Below are 16,127 nucleotides of genomic sequence, written 5' to 3'. Positions count from 1 at the left end.
GGCATGCTGGTGGCCGATGACGCCGTCGCCCCGCCCTGGAAGGCCAATGTCGTGGCCGCCCGGCGGGGAGATCCCTCGGCCTTCGAGTCGCTCGTGCGCAGTGTGCAGCGCCCGGTGTACGGCCTGGCGCTGCGCCTGCTCGGCAACGAGGCCGAGGCGTCCGAGGTGTCCCAGGAAGCCTTCCTGCGCGCCTACCAGAACCTGCACAAGTACGACGAGTCGCGTCCCTTCGACCTGTGGGTGATGGCCATCACCCGCAACCTGTGCCTGGACCTGCTGCGCCGGCGCACCAAGGTGAAGACGGAGGAGCTCGAGTCCATGAAGGAGGTGCTCCCCAGCGGGGAGGCCTCGCTCGAAGAGGGCGCCATCGCCCGCCAGGAGCGCCAGTCCCTGGAAGCGGCACTCGCCACCCTGTCCGCGGACGACCGGGAGGTGCTCGCGCTCTACTACGTGCAGAAGCGCACCACGAAGGAGATCGCCCAGGTCCTGGGCTGCGCGCCCGGCACCATCATGGCGCGCCTGTTCCGGGCCCGGGAGAAGCTCCGCAAGAAGATGAGCCCGGAGGAGCCGACATGACCCCCAACATCATCGAGTGCCCGGACCTCGAGGTGCTCTTCACCGAGCTGGAGACCGGCGAAGGCCCCGCCCTGGAGCACGCGAAGCACTGCCCGCTGTGCACCGCCATCATCGAGGAGCACCGGCTGCTGGAGAAGGACCTGTCCCGGCTGGCGGATCCGCTCCCCCCTCCGGACCTGGTGCACAAGGTGATGGCGCGGGTCGCCGCCGAGCCCACGCCCCTGCGCCGCGAGCTGTGGACGGGCGTGTCCATCCTGGCCGCCTCGCTCGCGGTGGGACTCGGAGTGCTGCTCTCCAGCGACGCGGCCCTGAGCGGGGCCGGCACCGCGCTGGCCCGGTTCGTGGTGGACGGCAAGGCCTTCTTCGACGCGCTGCTGAGTGGTGGGCGCGCCCTGTGGAGCACCGCCGCGGCTCCCGTCGCCGGTCTGCTCGCCGCCCTCCTTCTCTCGTCCCTGTTCGGCATCAAGCGGCTGGCCGGTAGCGGCCCCACCCCCTCGGAAGCGTGAGTGTCACCATGAAGCTCTCCAAGCGCCTGTTGCTCCCCGCCGTCCTCCTCGCCTCGCCCCTCGCCCTGGCCCAGACGCAGGCCCCCACCCCCAAGGCCGAGGCCCGCGCCCAGGACACCGTCAACATCCAGTTCCGCGGCTCGCTCCGGGATGCCATCCAGAAGATCGCCGAGGAGGGAGGCCTCAACGTCGTCGTCACCGGCGACCTGGACTCCCCCACCGAGGTCCGCCTCAAGAACATCAGCGCCGAGCAGGCCCTGCGCCAGGTGGCTCGCGCCTACTCGCTGAAGTTCGAGCAGGACAACGGCATCTACACCCTGCGCCCGCTGACGCCTGAGGAGAAGGCCCAGGGGATGTCCGGCGCCAAGCCTCCCACGGCTGACGTCCCGGCGCCTCCGCAGCCCGCCATCGCACCGCCGACGCCGCCCGCGCCTCCGGAGGTGAACGACGAGGTCGCCGAGAGCGCCCTGGACGAGGACGAGGTGAAGGAGCGCGTGCGCGAGAAGCTGAAGGAGGTGCGCCGCTCCAAACGGGGCTCGCACGACGCGGTGGCCAGCGGCCGCTCGCTCGAGGTGAAGGAAGGCGAGACGGTGGACAACGCGGTCGTCTACGGCGGCAACCTGACGGTGAAGGGGCACGTGGAGGAGGACGCGGTCGTCTTCGGCGGCAACCTGGAGGTCTCCGGCCACGTGGAAGGTGACGCGCATGCCTTCGGCGGCAACGTGGTGCTAGCCCCGGGCGCGGTGGTGGAGGGCGACGTGTCGTCCTTCGGCGGCACCGTCCTCAAGCAGGACGGGGCGCAAGTGGAGGGCAGCACCCAGTCCTTCGGCGGCGCCAACATCGGCCGACTGGTGGCGGGGGAAATCAAGGAGAGCCTCAAGAAGGCGAAGAAGCAGCCCTCCTCCGACAACGACAATGACGACGACGCCGAGAAGCACGAGGATCGGGACGGCCCCGGGTTCGCGGGCTTCCTCCTGACGTTCGCCATGCTCTTCGGCGCGGGCTTCCTGGGACAGCTCTTCTTCCCGGCGCGGATGAAGGAGCTGGGCGCGGAGGTGCGGGCGCAGCCGGTGAAGAGCGGCGTGGTGGGCCTGCTGGGAGCGCTCGCGTTGATCCCCACCCTCGTGGTGCTCACGGTGACCATCATCGGCATCCCGCTGGTGCTCGCCCTGACGGTGGTGGTGCCCCTGGTGACGGCGCTGGGCTTCGCGGCGGTGGCGAGCGAGCTGGGCGCGAAGCTGCCCATCCCGAGCAGCCGCAAGACGCAGGCGATGGTGCTGGCCGTGGGGCTGCTGATCCTCCTGGTGTTGGGCCGCATCCCGGTGCTGGGGCCGCTCGTGCTGACGATGGCGACGATGGTGGCCCTGGGCGCGGTCATCCGCACCCGCTTCGGCTACCGCCCTCGGGGCATCCCGGAGCCCATCATCTCCGACCGCATGCCCACCTGAGCGGCGGGCGTCCCTAGAAGACACGCAGCACCCCTCCGGGGGGAGAAACGAGGCGCGGGGGCGCTTCGGGTCGCCCCCCGGAGTCTTTCATCCCCACCTCGTCCTCACCTCAGCCGCATCCGAGGCTCATGTCCCCTCGGGTCCCCCGGCGAGCAGCACCCGCCGACCCGTATCCGGGTGCGCGGGCTCCAGCAGCGAGGTGCCGTAACGGAGCTGCTTCGCGGCCGGCAGGCCCGAGGCCCTCAACACCCCGCGCGGCATGAGCGATGACAGCCGCATCATCCACCGGTAGGCGAGACCCGGGTACACGAGGGGCGCGCCGCGCTCGAACCCCTCGATGGCCTCGCGGGCGCACTGCGCCGCGGAGATGCGCATCCACTTCGGAGGCCTGCCAGCGCGCTCCCGCGAGCCCGCCACATCGCGGAACTCGGTGTCCACCGGTCCGGGCGCCACCTGCGTCACCACCACCCCCGTCCCGTGCAGCTCCAACCGCAGCGACTCCGTGAAGCCATCCAGGAAGTACTTGGTGGCCGCGTAGACGGACATCCCCGGCACGAACGTCCGTGCCACCCCGGAGCTGATGTTGAGGATGCCGCCGCGCCCGTGCTCCACCATCCTCCGCATCAGCCGGTGGATCAGCAGCAGGGGCGCCGTCACGTTCACCTGCAACATCTGATGGATGCGTGACCAGCTCTCCTGCTCATAGAGGCTGTAGTCCCCCAGGCCGGCGTTGTTCACCAGCACGTCCACCCTCACCAGGTGCCGGTGCAGCGAGTCCAGCAGCGAGTCCACCTCTTCCACGTGCGCCAGATCGCACCGCTCCACCATCACCCCCAGGGTCGGGTTGTGCTGGAGCAGCTCGTCGCGCACCGCCTCCAGGCGCTCCTCCCGGCGCGCCACCAGCACCAGCGTCCGGGCCCTCCGGGCGAGCTGCCGTGCGAGCTCCCGCCCAATCCCCGAGGAGGCCCCCGTGATGAGGATGGTTCCGGCATCGATGGGTGGACGCATGGGCTCCTCCTTGCCTCGACGAACAGGAAAGCTAGGCACGCGCACCACCTCACACATGGCGCGCCGGGCCGGACGCCCTCCGGGCCACCTTCACTCCATGTGAACGCCAATCACCGTCCAGTTTCGCTACGATTCCAAGGATTCCCCTGTTCTAATCCAGGACAGGGAAGCGGGCCGGGCAACCGCCGGAACCAGCTCGGGTTTTCTCTCGGTTTGTGCAGTCCGTTTACATCTGCAATCCGGAGGCGGGAGCGTTCGTGCTCCACTCGCGGCGCATGACGCGGACAGTTCCAGAGGGAGGACGGTGAGGGCGGACCACTGGCACGGCATGTGCCATCGGGCATGCCCCGCGCACTCCCGCGCGAGTGAGAAACCCCCCTCCCTATGAACCTGAAGATTGTTCGTGCGTTTCTGGTGGTCGGTCTGACGGGCTGCGGTGCCGCCGAGCTGCCGATGGACGTTCCGAACGCGGAGCCCTCGGATCTGGCCTCCACCAAGTCCCCCGTCATCGTGGGCTCGGTGAACTGGAGCAGCGCCACCTCGCTGAGCTCCACCAGCACCGAGCGCGCCCGCTCCAAGGCGGTGGGATATCTGTCCATCCCCGCCGCGGGCACCCGCTGCACCGCGTGGCTCGTGGCCGATGACAAGGTCATCACCAACAACCACTGCATCGGCAGCAGCGCGGACGCGGTGGGCGCCAAGGTGTCCTTCAACTACGAGGACGGCGTCGCCTCCGCCGACCGCATCTGGTACGACTGCTCCACCTTCGTGAAGACCTGGACGGCCGAGGACATGACGGTCATCCAGTGCAAGGCGCTCAACGGCTACCTCCCCGGCCAGGTGTACGGGAAGCTCACGGTGGCCAGCGGCAACGCCTCCAACAGCTCCGCGATGTACATCGTCCACCAGAACTGCGACTACAACGCGACCCCGAGCTGCGTGCCCACGAAGAAGTACTCGCCGGGCTCGGTGCTCAACACCAACTACAGCAGCAACGAGCTGTCGTACAACGCGGACACCCTGGGCGGCTCGTCCGGCTCGCCGGTGCTGGGCGCCGCGGGCTCCACCTACGCGCACCAGGTGATCGGCCTGCACCACGTGGGCGTCGGCTCCAACTACAGCAGCAGCTCCTACAACACGGGCGTCGAGGCCTCCGCCATCAAGGCGCGCCTGGCGACCATCGGCCTGTAGTCCCGGGCATTCCACCTGACACGGACTCCCGCCCTCTTCCCAGTGAGGCGCGGGAGGAAACGGCGGCTCCTCACGGGGCCGCCGTTTCTTTTTCCCCTCACGCGCAAGGCTTGCGCCTGCTTGCTCGACCCTCGGAAGAGTTTGCGCACGGACACTCCCCCGCGCCTGAAGCGCCCCTGGCACGCATCTTCCAGAGATAAGGGCCCACAGAGCCCGCGTCCCGCTCCAGGGTCCGGGCGACAACGGAGGGAGCAGCCATGCCCACGCCTTCTCGCATCCTCGTCCCCCTGGATCTGATGGAAGGATCCCGGAACATCGTCGACTACGCCATCCAGCTCGCCAGGCCGTTCAATGCCTCCATCGAGGTGATGCACGCCTGGGAGCCGCCCCAGTACGTGGCGCCGGACCTCCTGGTGGCCGCGCCTGGCTGGAACCCCCAGTCCTTGGAGAAGACGGCGCTCGATGCGGCGCGCAAGGAGCTGGAGACACTCATCGGCTCGTTCAAGGGCCCCGTCCCCATCACCCATCGGCTGGAGGTGGGCGAGCCGGCCGGGGCCATCCTCCGCGTCGCCGAGCTCGGCGGGTTCGAGCTGATCGTCATGGGTACGCATGGCCGCCGGGGCCTGCCGAGGCTGCTGCTGGGCAGCGTGGCCCAGAAGGTCATCACCCGCGCGAAGTGCCCCGTCCTCACCCTGCACGTGACCGAGGAGAAGTAGCCCGCGGGCGCGGTGACCGGAGACCACTCGCGCCGCGCCCTCACCTCTCCGGAGCACCCATCCCGGACTCCGGGCCCGGGGTCCGTGAGGCCAGCTTCGCCGCCCGGCGGGCCTTCAGCACGGTGGGCAGGCCGAGCACCAGCATGGCCCCCATCACGAGCGCGGCCCCCAGCAGCTCCCGCTTCCCCGCGCCCGGCAGGCCCAACAGGACCGAGAGGAGCCCGGTGGCGACCACGCCCGCGAGGATGCTGGAGGCGCGGTTCACCGGGACGCTGAAGGAATTCTCCCGGTGGTCCAGCAGGATGAGGCCGCCGAAGACGCCCGTCCCCTGCGACAGCACCCCCACGAGCAGCTCCTCGAGCACCCGCCCGCGCACGAGCAACTCCGTGAAGCCATGGCGGATGTCGGAGAGCACCGGCCCCTCGCCGATGAGCGCCGCCCCCACCAGGGCCACCACGAGCGCGGGCGTGGCCACCATCTGCTCCTCGACGAAGTAGCGGATGCTGGCCGAGGCGTCATGTCCCTTCGCCAGGTGGCTCATGAAGCGCAGCCGGAAGAAATAGCCGAGCAGGTACACCCCCAGGTCCACCAGCGCCGCGACGGAGACCCGGGCGTCCACGCCCGGCGCGGTGGCCACGCCCACGGCGGCGAAGCTCAACCCGAGCGCCACCCACGAAGGCCACGCCACCCGGCGCTGGCTCAGCACGTCCACCAACGGAGCGAGGATGAGCACCCCTCCGCGCATGAGCAGCATCATGAAGACGATGGACGTCCCGCTGAAGGTGTAGGCGAGCGTGGTGGTGGCGATGATGGCGGCGGAGCACAGTCCCGAGAGGAACGTCCACGGGCCAGGGAAGGGAACTCGCACGCCGAGCACCGTGCGGGTGCTCGCGTACCGCCACCAGCCCCGCGCGGTGAGGAAGAGGAACATGCCCACCCCGGACGCGAGCGTGCTCCAGGGCAGCAGCTCGAAGCCGGAGACACCGCGAGGCATGCCCTCCAGAGCTCCGAGTGAAAGCGCCTTGGTGAGCGCGCTGTACGGCGCATAGCAGGCGAAGTAGCCCAGGGCGTACCCCCAGATGGCCAGGTCCCGCCGGTGGTTCGTCAGCTCCAAAAGGGGTCCTCCTCGAAGTCCATCCGCATTGTCCTGCAAGAGCAGCGCCCGGGATACCAGGGCTCGCCGCCTCGACCGCGAATCGCCTATGGTCCGGCGCGCACCTATCTCCTGGAGGGGGGAAGCAATGGAACGGCTGAACGCACTGGCCGAGAACCTCAAACACGTGGCCGGGCTGCTCGCCGAGGACGTGCTGGAGCCGGATCCGGCTCGCACGGACTGGAATGGCATGAAGGTCCGCGTGGACATGGCGCGCGAGGGCATGGACAAGGTCCTCGAAGGCCTGGCCGGCGCGCTGGAGGAGGCCGACGAAGCCGAGCTCAAGACGCTCGTCCGCAAGCGCGTGGCGGACATGGCCGCCCGGACCGCGGCGCTCCTGCACGCCGCGGGCAGCACCGAGGGCGCCCGCCGCATGCTGGAGAAGGCCTTCCGGATCACCGAGGACGCCGCACAACGCGCGGAGCTCGAGGCGGGGCTCGGGGAGCCGGAGCTCTTCTGTCTCTATCAGCACGCGGTGTGGCTGCTGGGCCATGGCCGCTTCGAGGCGGCGGACGTGGTCCTCAAGCGCGTGGGGAAGGAGGCCCGCCAGAAGACACTGAAGGACGCCGCCCAGAAGGCGCTGCGGGGCTCGCGGCCCCTGACGGGCGCCCCCGCCCTCTTCCGCATCAACGGCTGCGGCGTGGGGCTGTACGGCAAGCGCGACGAGGCCCCCGATGGCACCTACGTGGCCACGTACTTCATCAGCCTGCTCTTCATCCCCGTGTTCCCGCTCACCGCCTACCGGGTGCGAGAGGTGGACGGCAACGCGTACCAGTTCTTCGCCAAGGAGTCGCTCGGCCCGGTGACGCGCGCATGGCAGAGGCTGGTGCTCGCCGGCATCGCGGGGGCAGTCCTCTGGTCCGGCGTGAATGGCTACCTGCACTCGCCGGAGCGTCTGGCCCGGCTGGCGCTGGAGGAGGCCCAGGCGGCGGAGGCCACGCTCTCGCGCGAGGATGCGCTCGAGCGCTACCGCTCCGTCATCGACGCGCATTTCAATGACTCCGTGCGGACCAGCGCGGCGGACGCCGTGGTGCGCCTGAGCCTCGCGGGCCTGCCCACGCCCTGCACTCGGGACACGGTGGACGCCGTGGGCCGTGTGGTGACCGGCATCGACTCCCTGCCCGCCGGGTCCTACAAGGAAGCGCCCGCGACCCGGCTGGGGGATCGGCTCGACGGCTGCGCTCGGGAGATCGGCCAGGAGACGATGGAGGATGCACGGGCAGCGCTCGCGGTGGTGGAGTCGGCGCTGCGCGTGGCCACGCAGCATCCGGCGCTGAAGGAGCGGCAGGTGGAGCTGAAACGCTCCCTGGCGGATCGGCTCGTGAAGGAGCAACCGCTGCAGGCACTCGCGCTCTACGTCGAGCTCCCCGCCAAGGAGGCCCTGGATGCGGCCCAGGCCCTCATCGACACCTTCGGCGAGGCGCCCTCGCTGTGGTTGGAGGCCTCCAGCTCGGTGGAGAAGTGGATGGGCCACAAGGCCCAGGACAAGTCCCGGAAGGACAAGGTCGCCCTCTACCGCTCGCGGCTGGCGGCGGCCCGTACCGCACATGCGAACGACGAGGCGCTCATCACGGAAGGAGACGAGGCGAAGCTCGTCAAGGCCCTGAAGGCGTCCCCGGGCAACCAGGAGCTGGCGGTGGCGGTGGCCAGCCTGGCGCGCGGCCGGGGTGACGCGAAGGGCGCGCTGGCCACCCTGACGGCGCTCGGGCCCGTGGGGCGCCTCACGGGTGAGACCCGGATGATGCTCGGCATCTGCCATCGCGACCTGGGCCAGCTGGCCGAGGCGGATGCGGTGCTGTCTTCCTTCGTCGCCGAGCGCCTGGCGCCCTTCCAGCGCGTGCAGCGCCAGTACGAGGAGGAGGCGCAGGCAGTGCAGGAACGGCTCGTCTCGCGGGCCCGCGCGGGCCAGCTCCCCAAGGCGGTGGAGACCCGGATCGAGCAGGCCTCCGGTCAGGAGGAGGAGCAGAGGAAGATCTTCCGCGAGTGGATGTCCGAGCAGATGGAGTCGGACCCCCGCCTGGAGAAACTGCGCGGCGAGTACCTGCGCCACGAGTCGGTGGTGCCCGCGACGCTCATGCTGGGCATGGTGAAGCTGCAGCGGGCCAACGACGCGGAGGGCGAGGCGCGCCGCACGCTGCTCGGCGAGGCCGAGCGGGTCTTCCTCTCCATCCGCCAGGAGGCCGAGGGCAATCCGCGCTTCCACCTGGGACTGGGGCAGGTGTACCACCGGCTCGGCCGCGCCAAGGAGGGTGACAAGGAGCTGCGCGGCGTGGTGGAGCGCAAGGATCCGGAGCTCACGCTGGAGGTCGCCCACGTCTACCGGGATCTGGATCGGATCGACCAGGCCACGCCCCTGTGCGAGGAGGTGTACGCCACCGCAACGGACGAGGCCTCCAAGCACACCGCGGCCTCCCTCCTGTCGCGCATGGCCACGGACCCGGACGAGGAAGAGAAGTGGCTGCGCAAGAGCGATCTGAGCTCGCCGAGCATCCAGAATGAGCTGCTGGAGCTGGAGGCGCACCGGGCCCTGCGCGAGGGCCGGCTGGAGGATGCCGATCGGGCCCTGGCCAAGAGTGTGGCCTACCGGTCCCGGGAGGCGAAACACAACGCGGTGGCCGCCAACAACACGGCCACGACACTGATGTCCCGGTTCCAGGTGACGGCGGACATGGCGCACCTGCGCTCGGCGGTGCGGTACCTGGAGGACGCGGTGCGGCTGGCGCCGGACAACGCCCTCGTGGTGGGCAACCTCGCGGACGCGCAGGAGTTCCTGGGCACCGTCACCGTACTGGAGCGCTGGATACGCACGAAGCCTCTGCACCTGAGCAACAGAGATGCGGAGGAGCTGCTCGGCGTGCTGAGCAAAGGTCCGCTGCGCGAGGAGGTGCTGCGAGCCATGGACGCGGAGCCCTCGCTGCGCCGGAGCCAGGAGTTGAGCCAGCAGGAGCAGACGCTGGCACCGGGGAAGGCCTCGGCCTGGGAGCGTCAGCTGCAGTGGCTGCGGCGGCACCGGGACGAGCGAGGCCTGGCGGCGCTGGCGAAGCGGCTCGAGACGCTGCCGCCCTTCGAGGGAGGAGGGAAGGCGGTGGCACGCCGCAAGTGGGAGTCCGGGGAGATGGATGCACAGCTCGGCAAGTGGGCGGTCCAGAACGTGGCCCTGGCCGAGGCGGCGCTGAAGCGGGCGAAGCAGACGAACCACGCTCCGACGATCGCGGCGGCGTGGCACCTGCTGGGCGAGACGCTGGTGAGCAAGGACTACTTCGAGCAGAAGCCGGAGCAGCTCGACACCATGCTGGATGCCTACCGCCAGGCAGGGAAGCTCTGGCCGCAGCTCGGCGCGAGCGGAGACCTGGAGCAGGTGCTGGCCATCGCGGCGGTGGAGCGCGCGATGGCGAAGTCCGAGGCACTGGCGAAGGTGTGGAAGGAGGAGCGGCGCACCCAGAGCACGACGGCGTTGGTCCACCATGCGCTGACGGGTCCCGCGGGCGCGGAGGTGGCGGCGGTGCTGCGGACGCAGCCGGAGCTGAAGGAGGCCGCCGAGCACGCACGGGAGCGCATCAAGGGAGCGCCCGAAATGGACGACTGGGTGCTCGCGAAGGCCGCGGGGGACGTGGTGCTGGAGCAGGCCGCGGCGGCGGTGTTCTCGCGGCCAGAGGTGGAGCTGGGGCTGGCCATCGACATGCGGCTGGCGGGAGGCCACCCCCGCGAGAAGGCGGATCAGGAGCTCTTCCAGAGCGGCAAGGCCCAGAAGGGCCATCCCTAGCGGCCATGGACCGAGCGTCTGGCGGGCGCCTCACGCTCCCGCCAGGCCCGCTCGTGAGATGTCACATCTACCCCCTTCCACACTCCCTCCGTTCACGGAGAGGTGGACCATGAGGGTAAGCAAGAGCAGCGGCGGCCTGACCGTTCGCGCCATCGCGGGGACACACAACATCCTCCTGGGCATCGATCTGGAGGAGGGTCTGCGGAAGGGTTGTCTCGGATTCTCCATCCAGCGAGCACGGCTGGATCCGAAACAGAAGACCCCCCCTCAGTGGACGTGGCTCCCCAACCGGCTCCGGTTCCCGAAGGACAAGAGCACCGGCCCCATCAGCACCGAGCGCTCCCCCGTCCAGAAGTTCCGTTGGGGGGACTACACCGTCACGCCAGGGACCGCATACCGCTACCGGGTGGTGGCGCGCTATGGAAGCTGGGATCGGCTGACCTCCGGCGCAACGGTGGAGCTCGACCTGAAGACGGAGGATCCCTCCCAAACGAGCACGGCCGTCTTCTTCAACCGCGGCGCGGCGGCCAGCCAGGCCTACAACGACAAGTTCGGCAACAAGGACCCGGACAAGATGGATCCCCAGACGCGGCAGACGGCGCTGACATGGCTGTCGCGCGGCCTCGAGGAGGCACTGCTGGCATTCCTGGCCCAGGCCCGTGGCAAGGGCTACGCCCTCCACGCCGCCATCTACGAGTTCCAGAAGCCAGAGCTGTTGGCGGGGCTGGTGGAGGCGGCGAAGCGCGGCGTCGAGGTGAAGGCCGTCTACCATGACCGCAAGGCCACGGCGAAAGACACCACCTGGCAGAAGAACGAGGCGGCGGCCGCCGCGAGCAAGCTCGCCCAGAGCGGGGCACAGGTCCATCAGCGCAAGGCGGACCCGCAGGGCGCCATCAGCCACAACAAGTTCGTGGTCCTCCTGCGGAACGGAACGCCGAAGGCCATCTGGACCGGCTCCACCAACTGGACGGAGGGCGCCATCTACGGACAGCTCAACGTGGGACACGCCGTGTACGACGAGGAGGTCGCGGACACCTACGAGAAGTACTTCCAGCTCCTCTTCGCGGATGCACAGGCCCGGCAACTCAAGGCCGCTGCCCGCAAGCTCTCTCCGGTGCTGGACCAGAAGACGCTGCCCCCGGGCCCTGGCGTGTGGCCCATCCTCTCGCCCCAGGCGAACTCCGACATGCTCTCGCTATACGCCTCGCTCTGCGAGCAGGCCAACCACCTGATGGTGTGCGCTCCGTTCGCTCTGGCCCCGGTCCTGCTGGACACCTTCTCCAGCGAGCACACTCAGCCGGGAACCCTGCACTACCTCCTGGTGGACAAGGAGAGCAGCCTGGGCAAGCCCGAACAGGTCCGGATCATCGAAGGAGACCCCTCCAACGAGGTGGGAGCCGCCACCACCCTCAGCTCACCGCTCCACGACTTCCAGAAGCGGATCCTCATGACGCCGGAGCACTTCCACCACGCCGGCATCCACATCCACTCGAAGATCATCGCCGTGAATCCGCTCGGGCCAGATCCGATCATCATCACCGGCTCGGCCAACTACTCCAACAACTCCACCCTGGCCAACGACGAGAACAGCCTGATGATCCGCGGCGACCTCGCGGTCGCGGACATCTACGTCACGGAGTTCATGCGGATGTTCGAGCACTACCACTTCCGCGGAGCCGTGACGAAAGAGAACGCCAAGCGGACCCTCCACGGGCTGGCCGCCACGGACACGCCCCTCAGCCTGCGAGAGGACGACACCTGGACCGATCGATTCTACGTCGAGAAGAGCGCTGACGCGCTCGGCCGCCAACTCTTCGCGGGCACCGAAGCGCCGTCCGCCCCCGCGCACCCAGAGGAGGCGCACGGTGGCCACGCCGCGAGCAACCACACCTGGAATGGAGCTCACCACTGAGAAGTGGAGCACGCGCCCATCTGGGATGACCCGTCGACAAGGCGGCTGGACCTGGGTACACGGAGCGCTCGAAAGCGCACCGACCCCCAGGAGCGAACCGCCCATGAATCCCAAGCGAGGCTTTGCCAGCGACAACAACGCGGGCATCCACCCCACCCTGCTCGAGGCCATCGCCCGAGCCAACGTGGGCCATGCCCTGGCCTACGGCGGCGACCCGTGGACCGAGCGCGCCGTGGCGAAGTTCCGCGAGCACCTGGGCTCGCACGTGGACGTCCACTTCGTCTTCAACGGCACCGGCGCCAACGTGCTGGGCTTGAGCGCGCTCCTGCGGCCTTACCACGCCGTCCTCTGCGCGGAGACGGCCCACATCAACGTGGACGAGTGCGGCGCCCCGGAGAAGCTCACCGGCTGCAAGCTCGTGGACATCCCCACCCCGGACGGCAAGCTGACCCCGGCGCTGGTGGAGCCGCGCATCCGAGGACTCGGAGACCAGCACCACGTCCAGCCGCGCGTCATCTCCATCTCCCAGTCCACCGAGCTGGGCACCGTCTACACGCCCGGGGAGATCCGCGCGCTGGCGGACCTGGCACACCGCCACGGCCTGTACCTGCACATGGACGGCGCCCGCATCTCCAACGCCGCCGCCGCGCTCGGGCTCCCGCTGCGCGCCCTCACCACCGACTGCGGCGTGGACGTGCTCTCGTTCGGCGGCACGAAGATCGGCCTCATGGTGGGCGAGGCCGTGGTCGTCTTCGAGCCCAAGCTGGCGCCCGACTTCCGGTTCCTCCGCAAGCAGGGCATGCAGCTCGCCTCGAAGATGCGCTTCGTGGCCGCCCAGTTCGAGGCGCTCCTCACCGACGAGCTCTGGCTGAAGAGCGCGCGCCACGCCAACGCCATGGCGGCACTGCTCGCCCGGGAGGTCTCCTCCATCCCCGGGGTGCGCCTCACCCGGCCCACCCAGGCCAACGGCGTCTTCGCCACCCTCCCGGCCGAGCTCATCCCCCGGCTGCAGGAACACACGTTCTTCTACGTCTGGGACGAGTCCACCTCCGAGGTGCGCTGGATGACGTCCTTCGACACCACCGAGGAGGACGTGCGCGGCTTCGCCACCCGGCTGCGAGAGCTGGCGGGCAGCTGAGCCACGCACGTCCTACCGGCCGCGACCTCGGACGGGCTTAGAGGTCGCGCTCGCCGAGGTTCGTGGCCCCGACCCAGCGCATGCGGTTGAACTGGTCGAGGTTCTTGTTGGCGACGATCTGGAAGCAGGTCGACGAGCCCTGGGCGGCGATCTCCACGGACCAGCCGAGGAACATCTGCCACAGGCGGAACCACCACTCACCGTAGGTCTTCACGACGTCGGCGCGGTTCGCCATCCAGTTGTCGTACCAGCGCGAGATGGTGAGCGAGTAGTGGATGCCCACGTTCTCCACGCTGTGGATCTCGAAGCCCGCGGCCTCCAGGTTGCTGACCACGAACGACAGCGGCATGGAGGCATCCGCGCCCGGGAAGATGTACTTGTTCATGAACAGGCCCCACACGAGATCCTCGAGGTGGAAGCCCAGCACGCCCTGCTTGGCACGCAGCCCGGCGATCTGCAGGTAGAAGAGACCGTCGTCGGCGAGCATGCCGTAGACCTGCTTCATGAAGGCCTGGAAGTTCTTCACGCCCACGTGCTCGGCCATCTCCAGACAGGAGATCTTGTCGTACGGGCCCTGCGGGATGTCGCGGTAGTCCAGGGTGAGGATGCGGGCACGATCGCTCACGCCCATGCGCGCGATCTGCTCCGTGGCGTACGCCGCCCCCTTCTCCGCGATGGTGACGCCCGTGGAGTCGACGCCGTAGTCCTTGGCGGCGGTCGCCACCAGCGTTCCCCAGCCACAGCCGATGTCCAGGTAGCGCTCGCCCTTCTTCAGATGCAGCTTCTCGCCGACCAGCCGCATCTTCTGGTCCTGCGCCTCCTCGAGCGTCTGGTTGGGCGAGGTGAAGAAGCCCGACGTGTAGATCATCCTCGGCCCGAGGAACCAGCCGAAGAAGTCGTTGCCGCGATCATAGTGCTCGCGGGCGATGCGGACGTCCTGCGCCTGCGAGTGGATCGCCACCTCGGGCAGGAAGCGGGTGAAGAGGAACTTGAAGTGCTCGGCCACCGGCCTGTAGTCGACGACCTTCTGCCGCTCGCGAATGAACGCCAGGAAGTCACCTTCGATGTCGAGCCGCTGATGGATGTAGTCCTCAATCAGGGTGGCCATGGGAACCTTGCCAGCGCCATAACGCGCGTTGACGGAAGGGTCCTTCGGGTTCAGACGGAACGACGTGACAGCGTCCATGAATCCTCCTTGGAAAGCTCGCGCCGGGCCGAGTTTCCGGCATGACGCGAGAGGCCAAGCACTCTACGTGGGGAGGCGAGACCTCGATACCTCTTCGAGTCAGCTAACTGCGTGGCACTGCGCCGACGAGAAAGCTCGACACCGGGCCCGGACCATGCCTCGCAATCGTTCCGGCGGACGTCCGTAGAACCCGGTACGCCGCCCAGAGCGGCTTCTCCCGCCGGAGCCCACACGCCATGTCCAGGTCCCTCCTGTCCGCCCTCGCCGCCGTCTCGCTGCTCGCCGTGCCCGTCTCCGCTCGCGCGGATGACGACGCCAAGAAAGCGGACAAGCCCAACAAGTGCACCATCAGCGTCAAGAAGGGAGACCTGGTCGCCCAGGGCAAGGACCTGATCGTCGAGGGCGACAATGCAGCCCACGACGCGGTCGCCATCGACGGAGACGTGGTGGTCCGCGCGGGCACCACCGTGCATGACGTGGTGGCCCTCCGCGGCAAGGTAACGATCGAGTCGGGAGCCCGGGTGTCGGGCGACGTCACGGCGCTCGGCGGGGACGTCCGCATCAGGAAGGACGCCACCATCGAGGGAGATGTGAGCGCCTTGGGCGGCCGGGTCAAGACCGACGACGGTGCCTCCATCGCCGGCAAGAAGAACCAGCTCTCCATCAACTTCAACGGCGAGGAGCTCGTCCGCAGCGTGGTGGGCCACCTCATCTCCGGCACGGGCACCACCCACTGCGAGCTGCGCTTCAGCGAGGACTGACCGCCCGCTCCTCCTCGGAGGGCGCCGAGCCCTCACCGCTCGTGTGAGGCATCAGCGAGGCCCGGAGCGCGAGGATCTGCTCGCGGGCCATGCTCTTGAGCCGCTCCAGGTCCTCGAGCGTCATGCCCTTGGTGGAGATGGGCGTACCCACCGTCACCAGCGCGCGCGAGGTGGCGAAGCGCCACGAGTGCTTGGGCAGCGCCCGGCGCGTCCCGCTCACCGCCACGGGCAGCACGTCCGCCCCCGCCTCGATGGCCAGCCGGAAGGCGCCGTCCTTGAAGGGGAGCAGCTCGTCCGTCTTCGAGCGCGTGCCCTCGGGGAAGATCATCACCGGCATGCCCTTGTCCAGCCAGCGGGCGCAGGTGGCCATGGCGGCCTGGGCCGAGTCCTTCTCACCCCGGCGCACGGGGATGTCCCCGGCCAGCCACATGCTCCAGCCCACCACGGGAATCTTGAAGAGCGAGGACTTGCCCAGCCACTTCATCTCCCACGGCAGGAAGGAGATGAGGAACGGGTCCGCGTTGGACTCGTGGTTGCTCACCACCACCGTGCGTCCCGCGGGGGGCACCGGCTTGCCGTGCACGCCGAACTTCCAGAAGGGGTTGAGTTTGGCCGCGGTGACGCCGATGAGCCGGAAGGCGCGCCCCGTCACCACCTTCCGCCGGTCGAAGGGCCAGGTGACGATCAGCGGGGCCTGCACGCAGAAGCCCGTCAGGGCCACCACGCCGGTTTCCAGCCACGCATACATGGAGAGCAGTGCGTTCATGAG

General features: G+C 69.1%; 13 protein-coding genes. 9 read left to right on the top strand and 4 right to left on the bottom strand.

The window, feature by feature from the left end; all coding sequences use genetic code 11:
* Positions 1 to 3 precede the first annotated feature (3 nt).
* From DAT35_RS02870 to DAT35_RS02860, 3 genes are read left to right on the top strand one after another with little or no spacing between them, the layout of a single operon-like run.
* Entirely contained in the window at positions 4 to 576 is a 573-nt protein-coding gene (locus DAT35_RS02870) for an RNA polymerase sigma factor (protein WP_199242803.1), read from the top strand.
* Positions 573 to 1,082 carry a hypothetical protein gene (locus DAT35_RS02865; protein WP_108065313.1) on the top strand — a complete coding sequence of 170 codons (510 nt, stop codon included), beginning with the start codon at positions 573 to 575 and terminating at the stop codon, positions 1,080 to 1,082. Before DAT35_RS02870 ends, DAT35_RS02865 begins: the two co-directional genes overlap by 4 nt.
* Positions 1,083 to 1,090: 8 nt before the next feature.
* Positions 1,091 to 2,530 (top strand): hypothetical protein, encoded by a 1,440-nt coding sequence (locus tag DAT35_RS02860; RefSeq protein WP_108065312.1) that lies wholly within the window; start codon positions 1,091 to 1,093, stop codon positions 2,528 to 2,530.
* A 126-nt stretch (positions 2,531 to 2,656) separates the two neighbouring features.
* Here the strand turns inward: DAT35_RS02860 and DAT35_RS02855 are convergent, their stop codons facing one another.
* Positions 2,657 to 3,538 carry an SDR family oxidoreductase gene (locus DAT35_RS02855; protein ID WP_233261268.1) on the bottom strand — a complete coding sequence of 294 codons (882 nt, stop codon included), beginning with the start codon at positions 3,536 to 3,538 and terminating at the stop codon, positions 2,657 to 2,659.
* Between the two features lie 384 nt (positions 3,539 to 3,922).
* Here DAT35_RS02855 and DAT35_RS02850 point away from each other — a divergent pair, with 384 nt between their 5' ends.
* Positions 3,923 to 4,729 carry a serine protease gene (locus tag DAT35_RS02850; RefSeq protein WP_108065311.1) on the top strand — a complete coding sequence of 269 codons (807 nt, stop codon included), beginning with the start codon at positions 3,923 to 3,925 and terminating at the stop codon, positions 4,727 to 4,729.
* Positions 4,730 to 4,986: 257 nt separating this feature from the next.
* Complete coding sequence (locus DAT35_RS02845; RefSeq protein WP_108065310.1) at positions 4,987 to 5,445, top strand: universal stress protein; 459 nt, start codon at positions 4,987 to 4,989, stop codon at positions 5,443 to 5,445.
* 40 nt (positions 5,446 to 5,485) lie between these two features.
* On the opposite strand, the gene DAT35_RS02840 is transcribed toward DAT35_RS02845, so the two are convergent.
* A complete protein-coding gene (locus DAT35_RS02840) occupies positions 5,486 to 6,559 on the bottom strand; it encodes a hypothetical protein (protein ID WP_233261267.1) in 1,074 nt (357 codons plus the stop codon).
* A gap of 127 nt (positions 6,560 to 6,686) precedes the next feature.
* Here DAT35_RS02840 and DAT35_RS02835 point away from each other — a divergent pair, with 127 nt between their 5' ends.
* From DAT35_RS02835 to DAT35_RS02825, 3 genes are all read left to right on the top strand, one after another.
* Positions 6,687 to 10,361 carry a lipopolysaccharide assembly protein LapB gene (locus tag DAT35_RS02835; protein WP_108065309.1) on the top strand — a complete coding sequence of 1,225 codons (3,675 nt, stop codon included), beginning with the start codon at positions 6,687 to 6,689 and terminating at the stop codon, positions 10,359 to 10,361.
* A 109-nt stretch (positions 10,362 to 10,470) separates the two neighbouring features.
* Positions 10,471 to 12,273, top strand: a complete 1,803-nt coding sequence (locus DAT35_RS02830) for a phospholipase D-like domain-containing protein (protein WP_158501522.1) — start codon at positions 10,471 to 10,473, stop codon at positions 12,271 to 12,273.
* A 103-nt stretch (positions 12,274 to 12,376) separates the two neighbouring features.
* On the top strand, positions 12,377 to 13,411 hold the full coding sequence (locus tag DAT35_RS02825) for a low specificity L-threonine aldolase (protein WP_108065307.1): 1,035 nt from the start codon (positions 12,377 to 12,379) through the stop codon (positions 13,409 to 13,411).
* Between the two features lie 37 nt (positions 13,412 to 13,448).
* On the opposite strand, the gene DAT35_RS02820 is transcribed toward DAT35_RS02825, so the two are convergent.
* On the bottom strand, positions 13,449 to 14,597 hold the full coding sequence (locus tag DAT35_RS02820) for a cyclopropane-fatty-acyl-phospholipid synthase family protein (protein ID WP_108065306.1): 1,149 nt from the start codon (positions 14,595 to 14,597) through the stop codon (positions 13,449 to 13,451).
* A gap of 236 nt (positions 14,598 to 14,833) precedes the next feature.
* On the opposite strand from DAT35_RS02820, the gene DAT35_RS02815 reads away from it, so the two are divergent.
* Positions 14,834 to 15,358 carry a polymer-forming cytoskeletal protein gene (locus DAT35_RS02815; RefSeq protein ID WP_108065305.1) on the top strand — a complete coding sequence of 175 codons (525 nt, stop codon included), beginning with the start codon at positions 14,834 to 14,836 and terminating at the stop codon, positions 15,356 to 15,358.
* On the opposite strand, the gene DAT35_RS02810 is transcribed toward DAT35_RS02815, so the two are convergent.
* A complete protein-coding gene (locus DAT35_RS02810) occupies positions 15,345 to 16,124 on the bottom strand; it encodes a 1-acyl-sn-glycerol-3-phosphate acyltransferase (RefSeq protein WP_108065304.1) in 780 nt (259 codons plus the stop codon). The genes DAT35_RS02815 and DAT35_RS02810 overlap by 14 nt on opposite strands.
* Positions 16,125 to 16,127 lie beyond the last annotated feature (3 nt).

The sequence above is a fragment of the Vitiosangium sp. GDMCC 1.1324 genome (assembly GCF_003044305.1).
GTDB lineage: Bacteria > Myxococcota > Myxococcia > Myxococcales > Myxococcaceae > Archangium.
The sequence above is the reverse complement of the archived record's forward strand: the minus strand, read 5'-3'. Positions and strand labels throughout refer to the sequence as shown.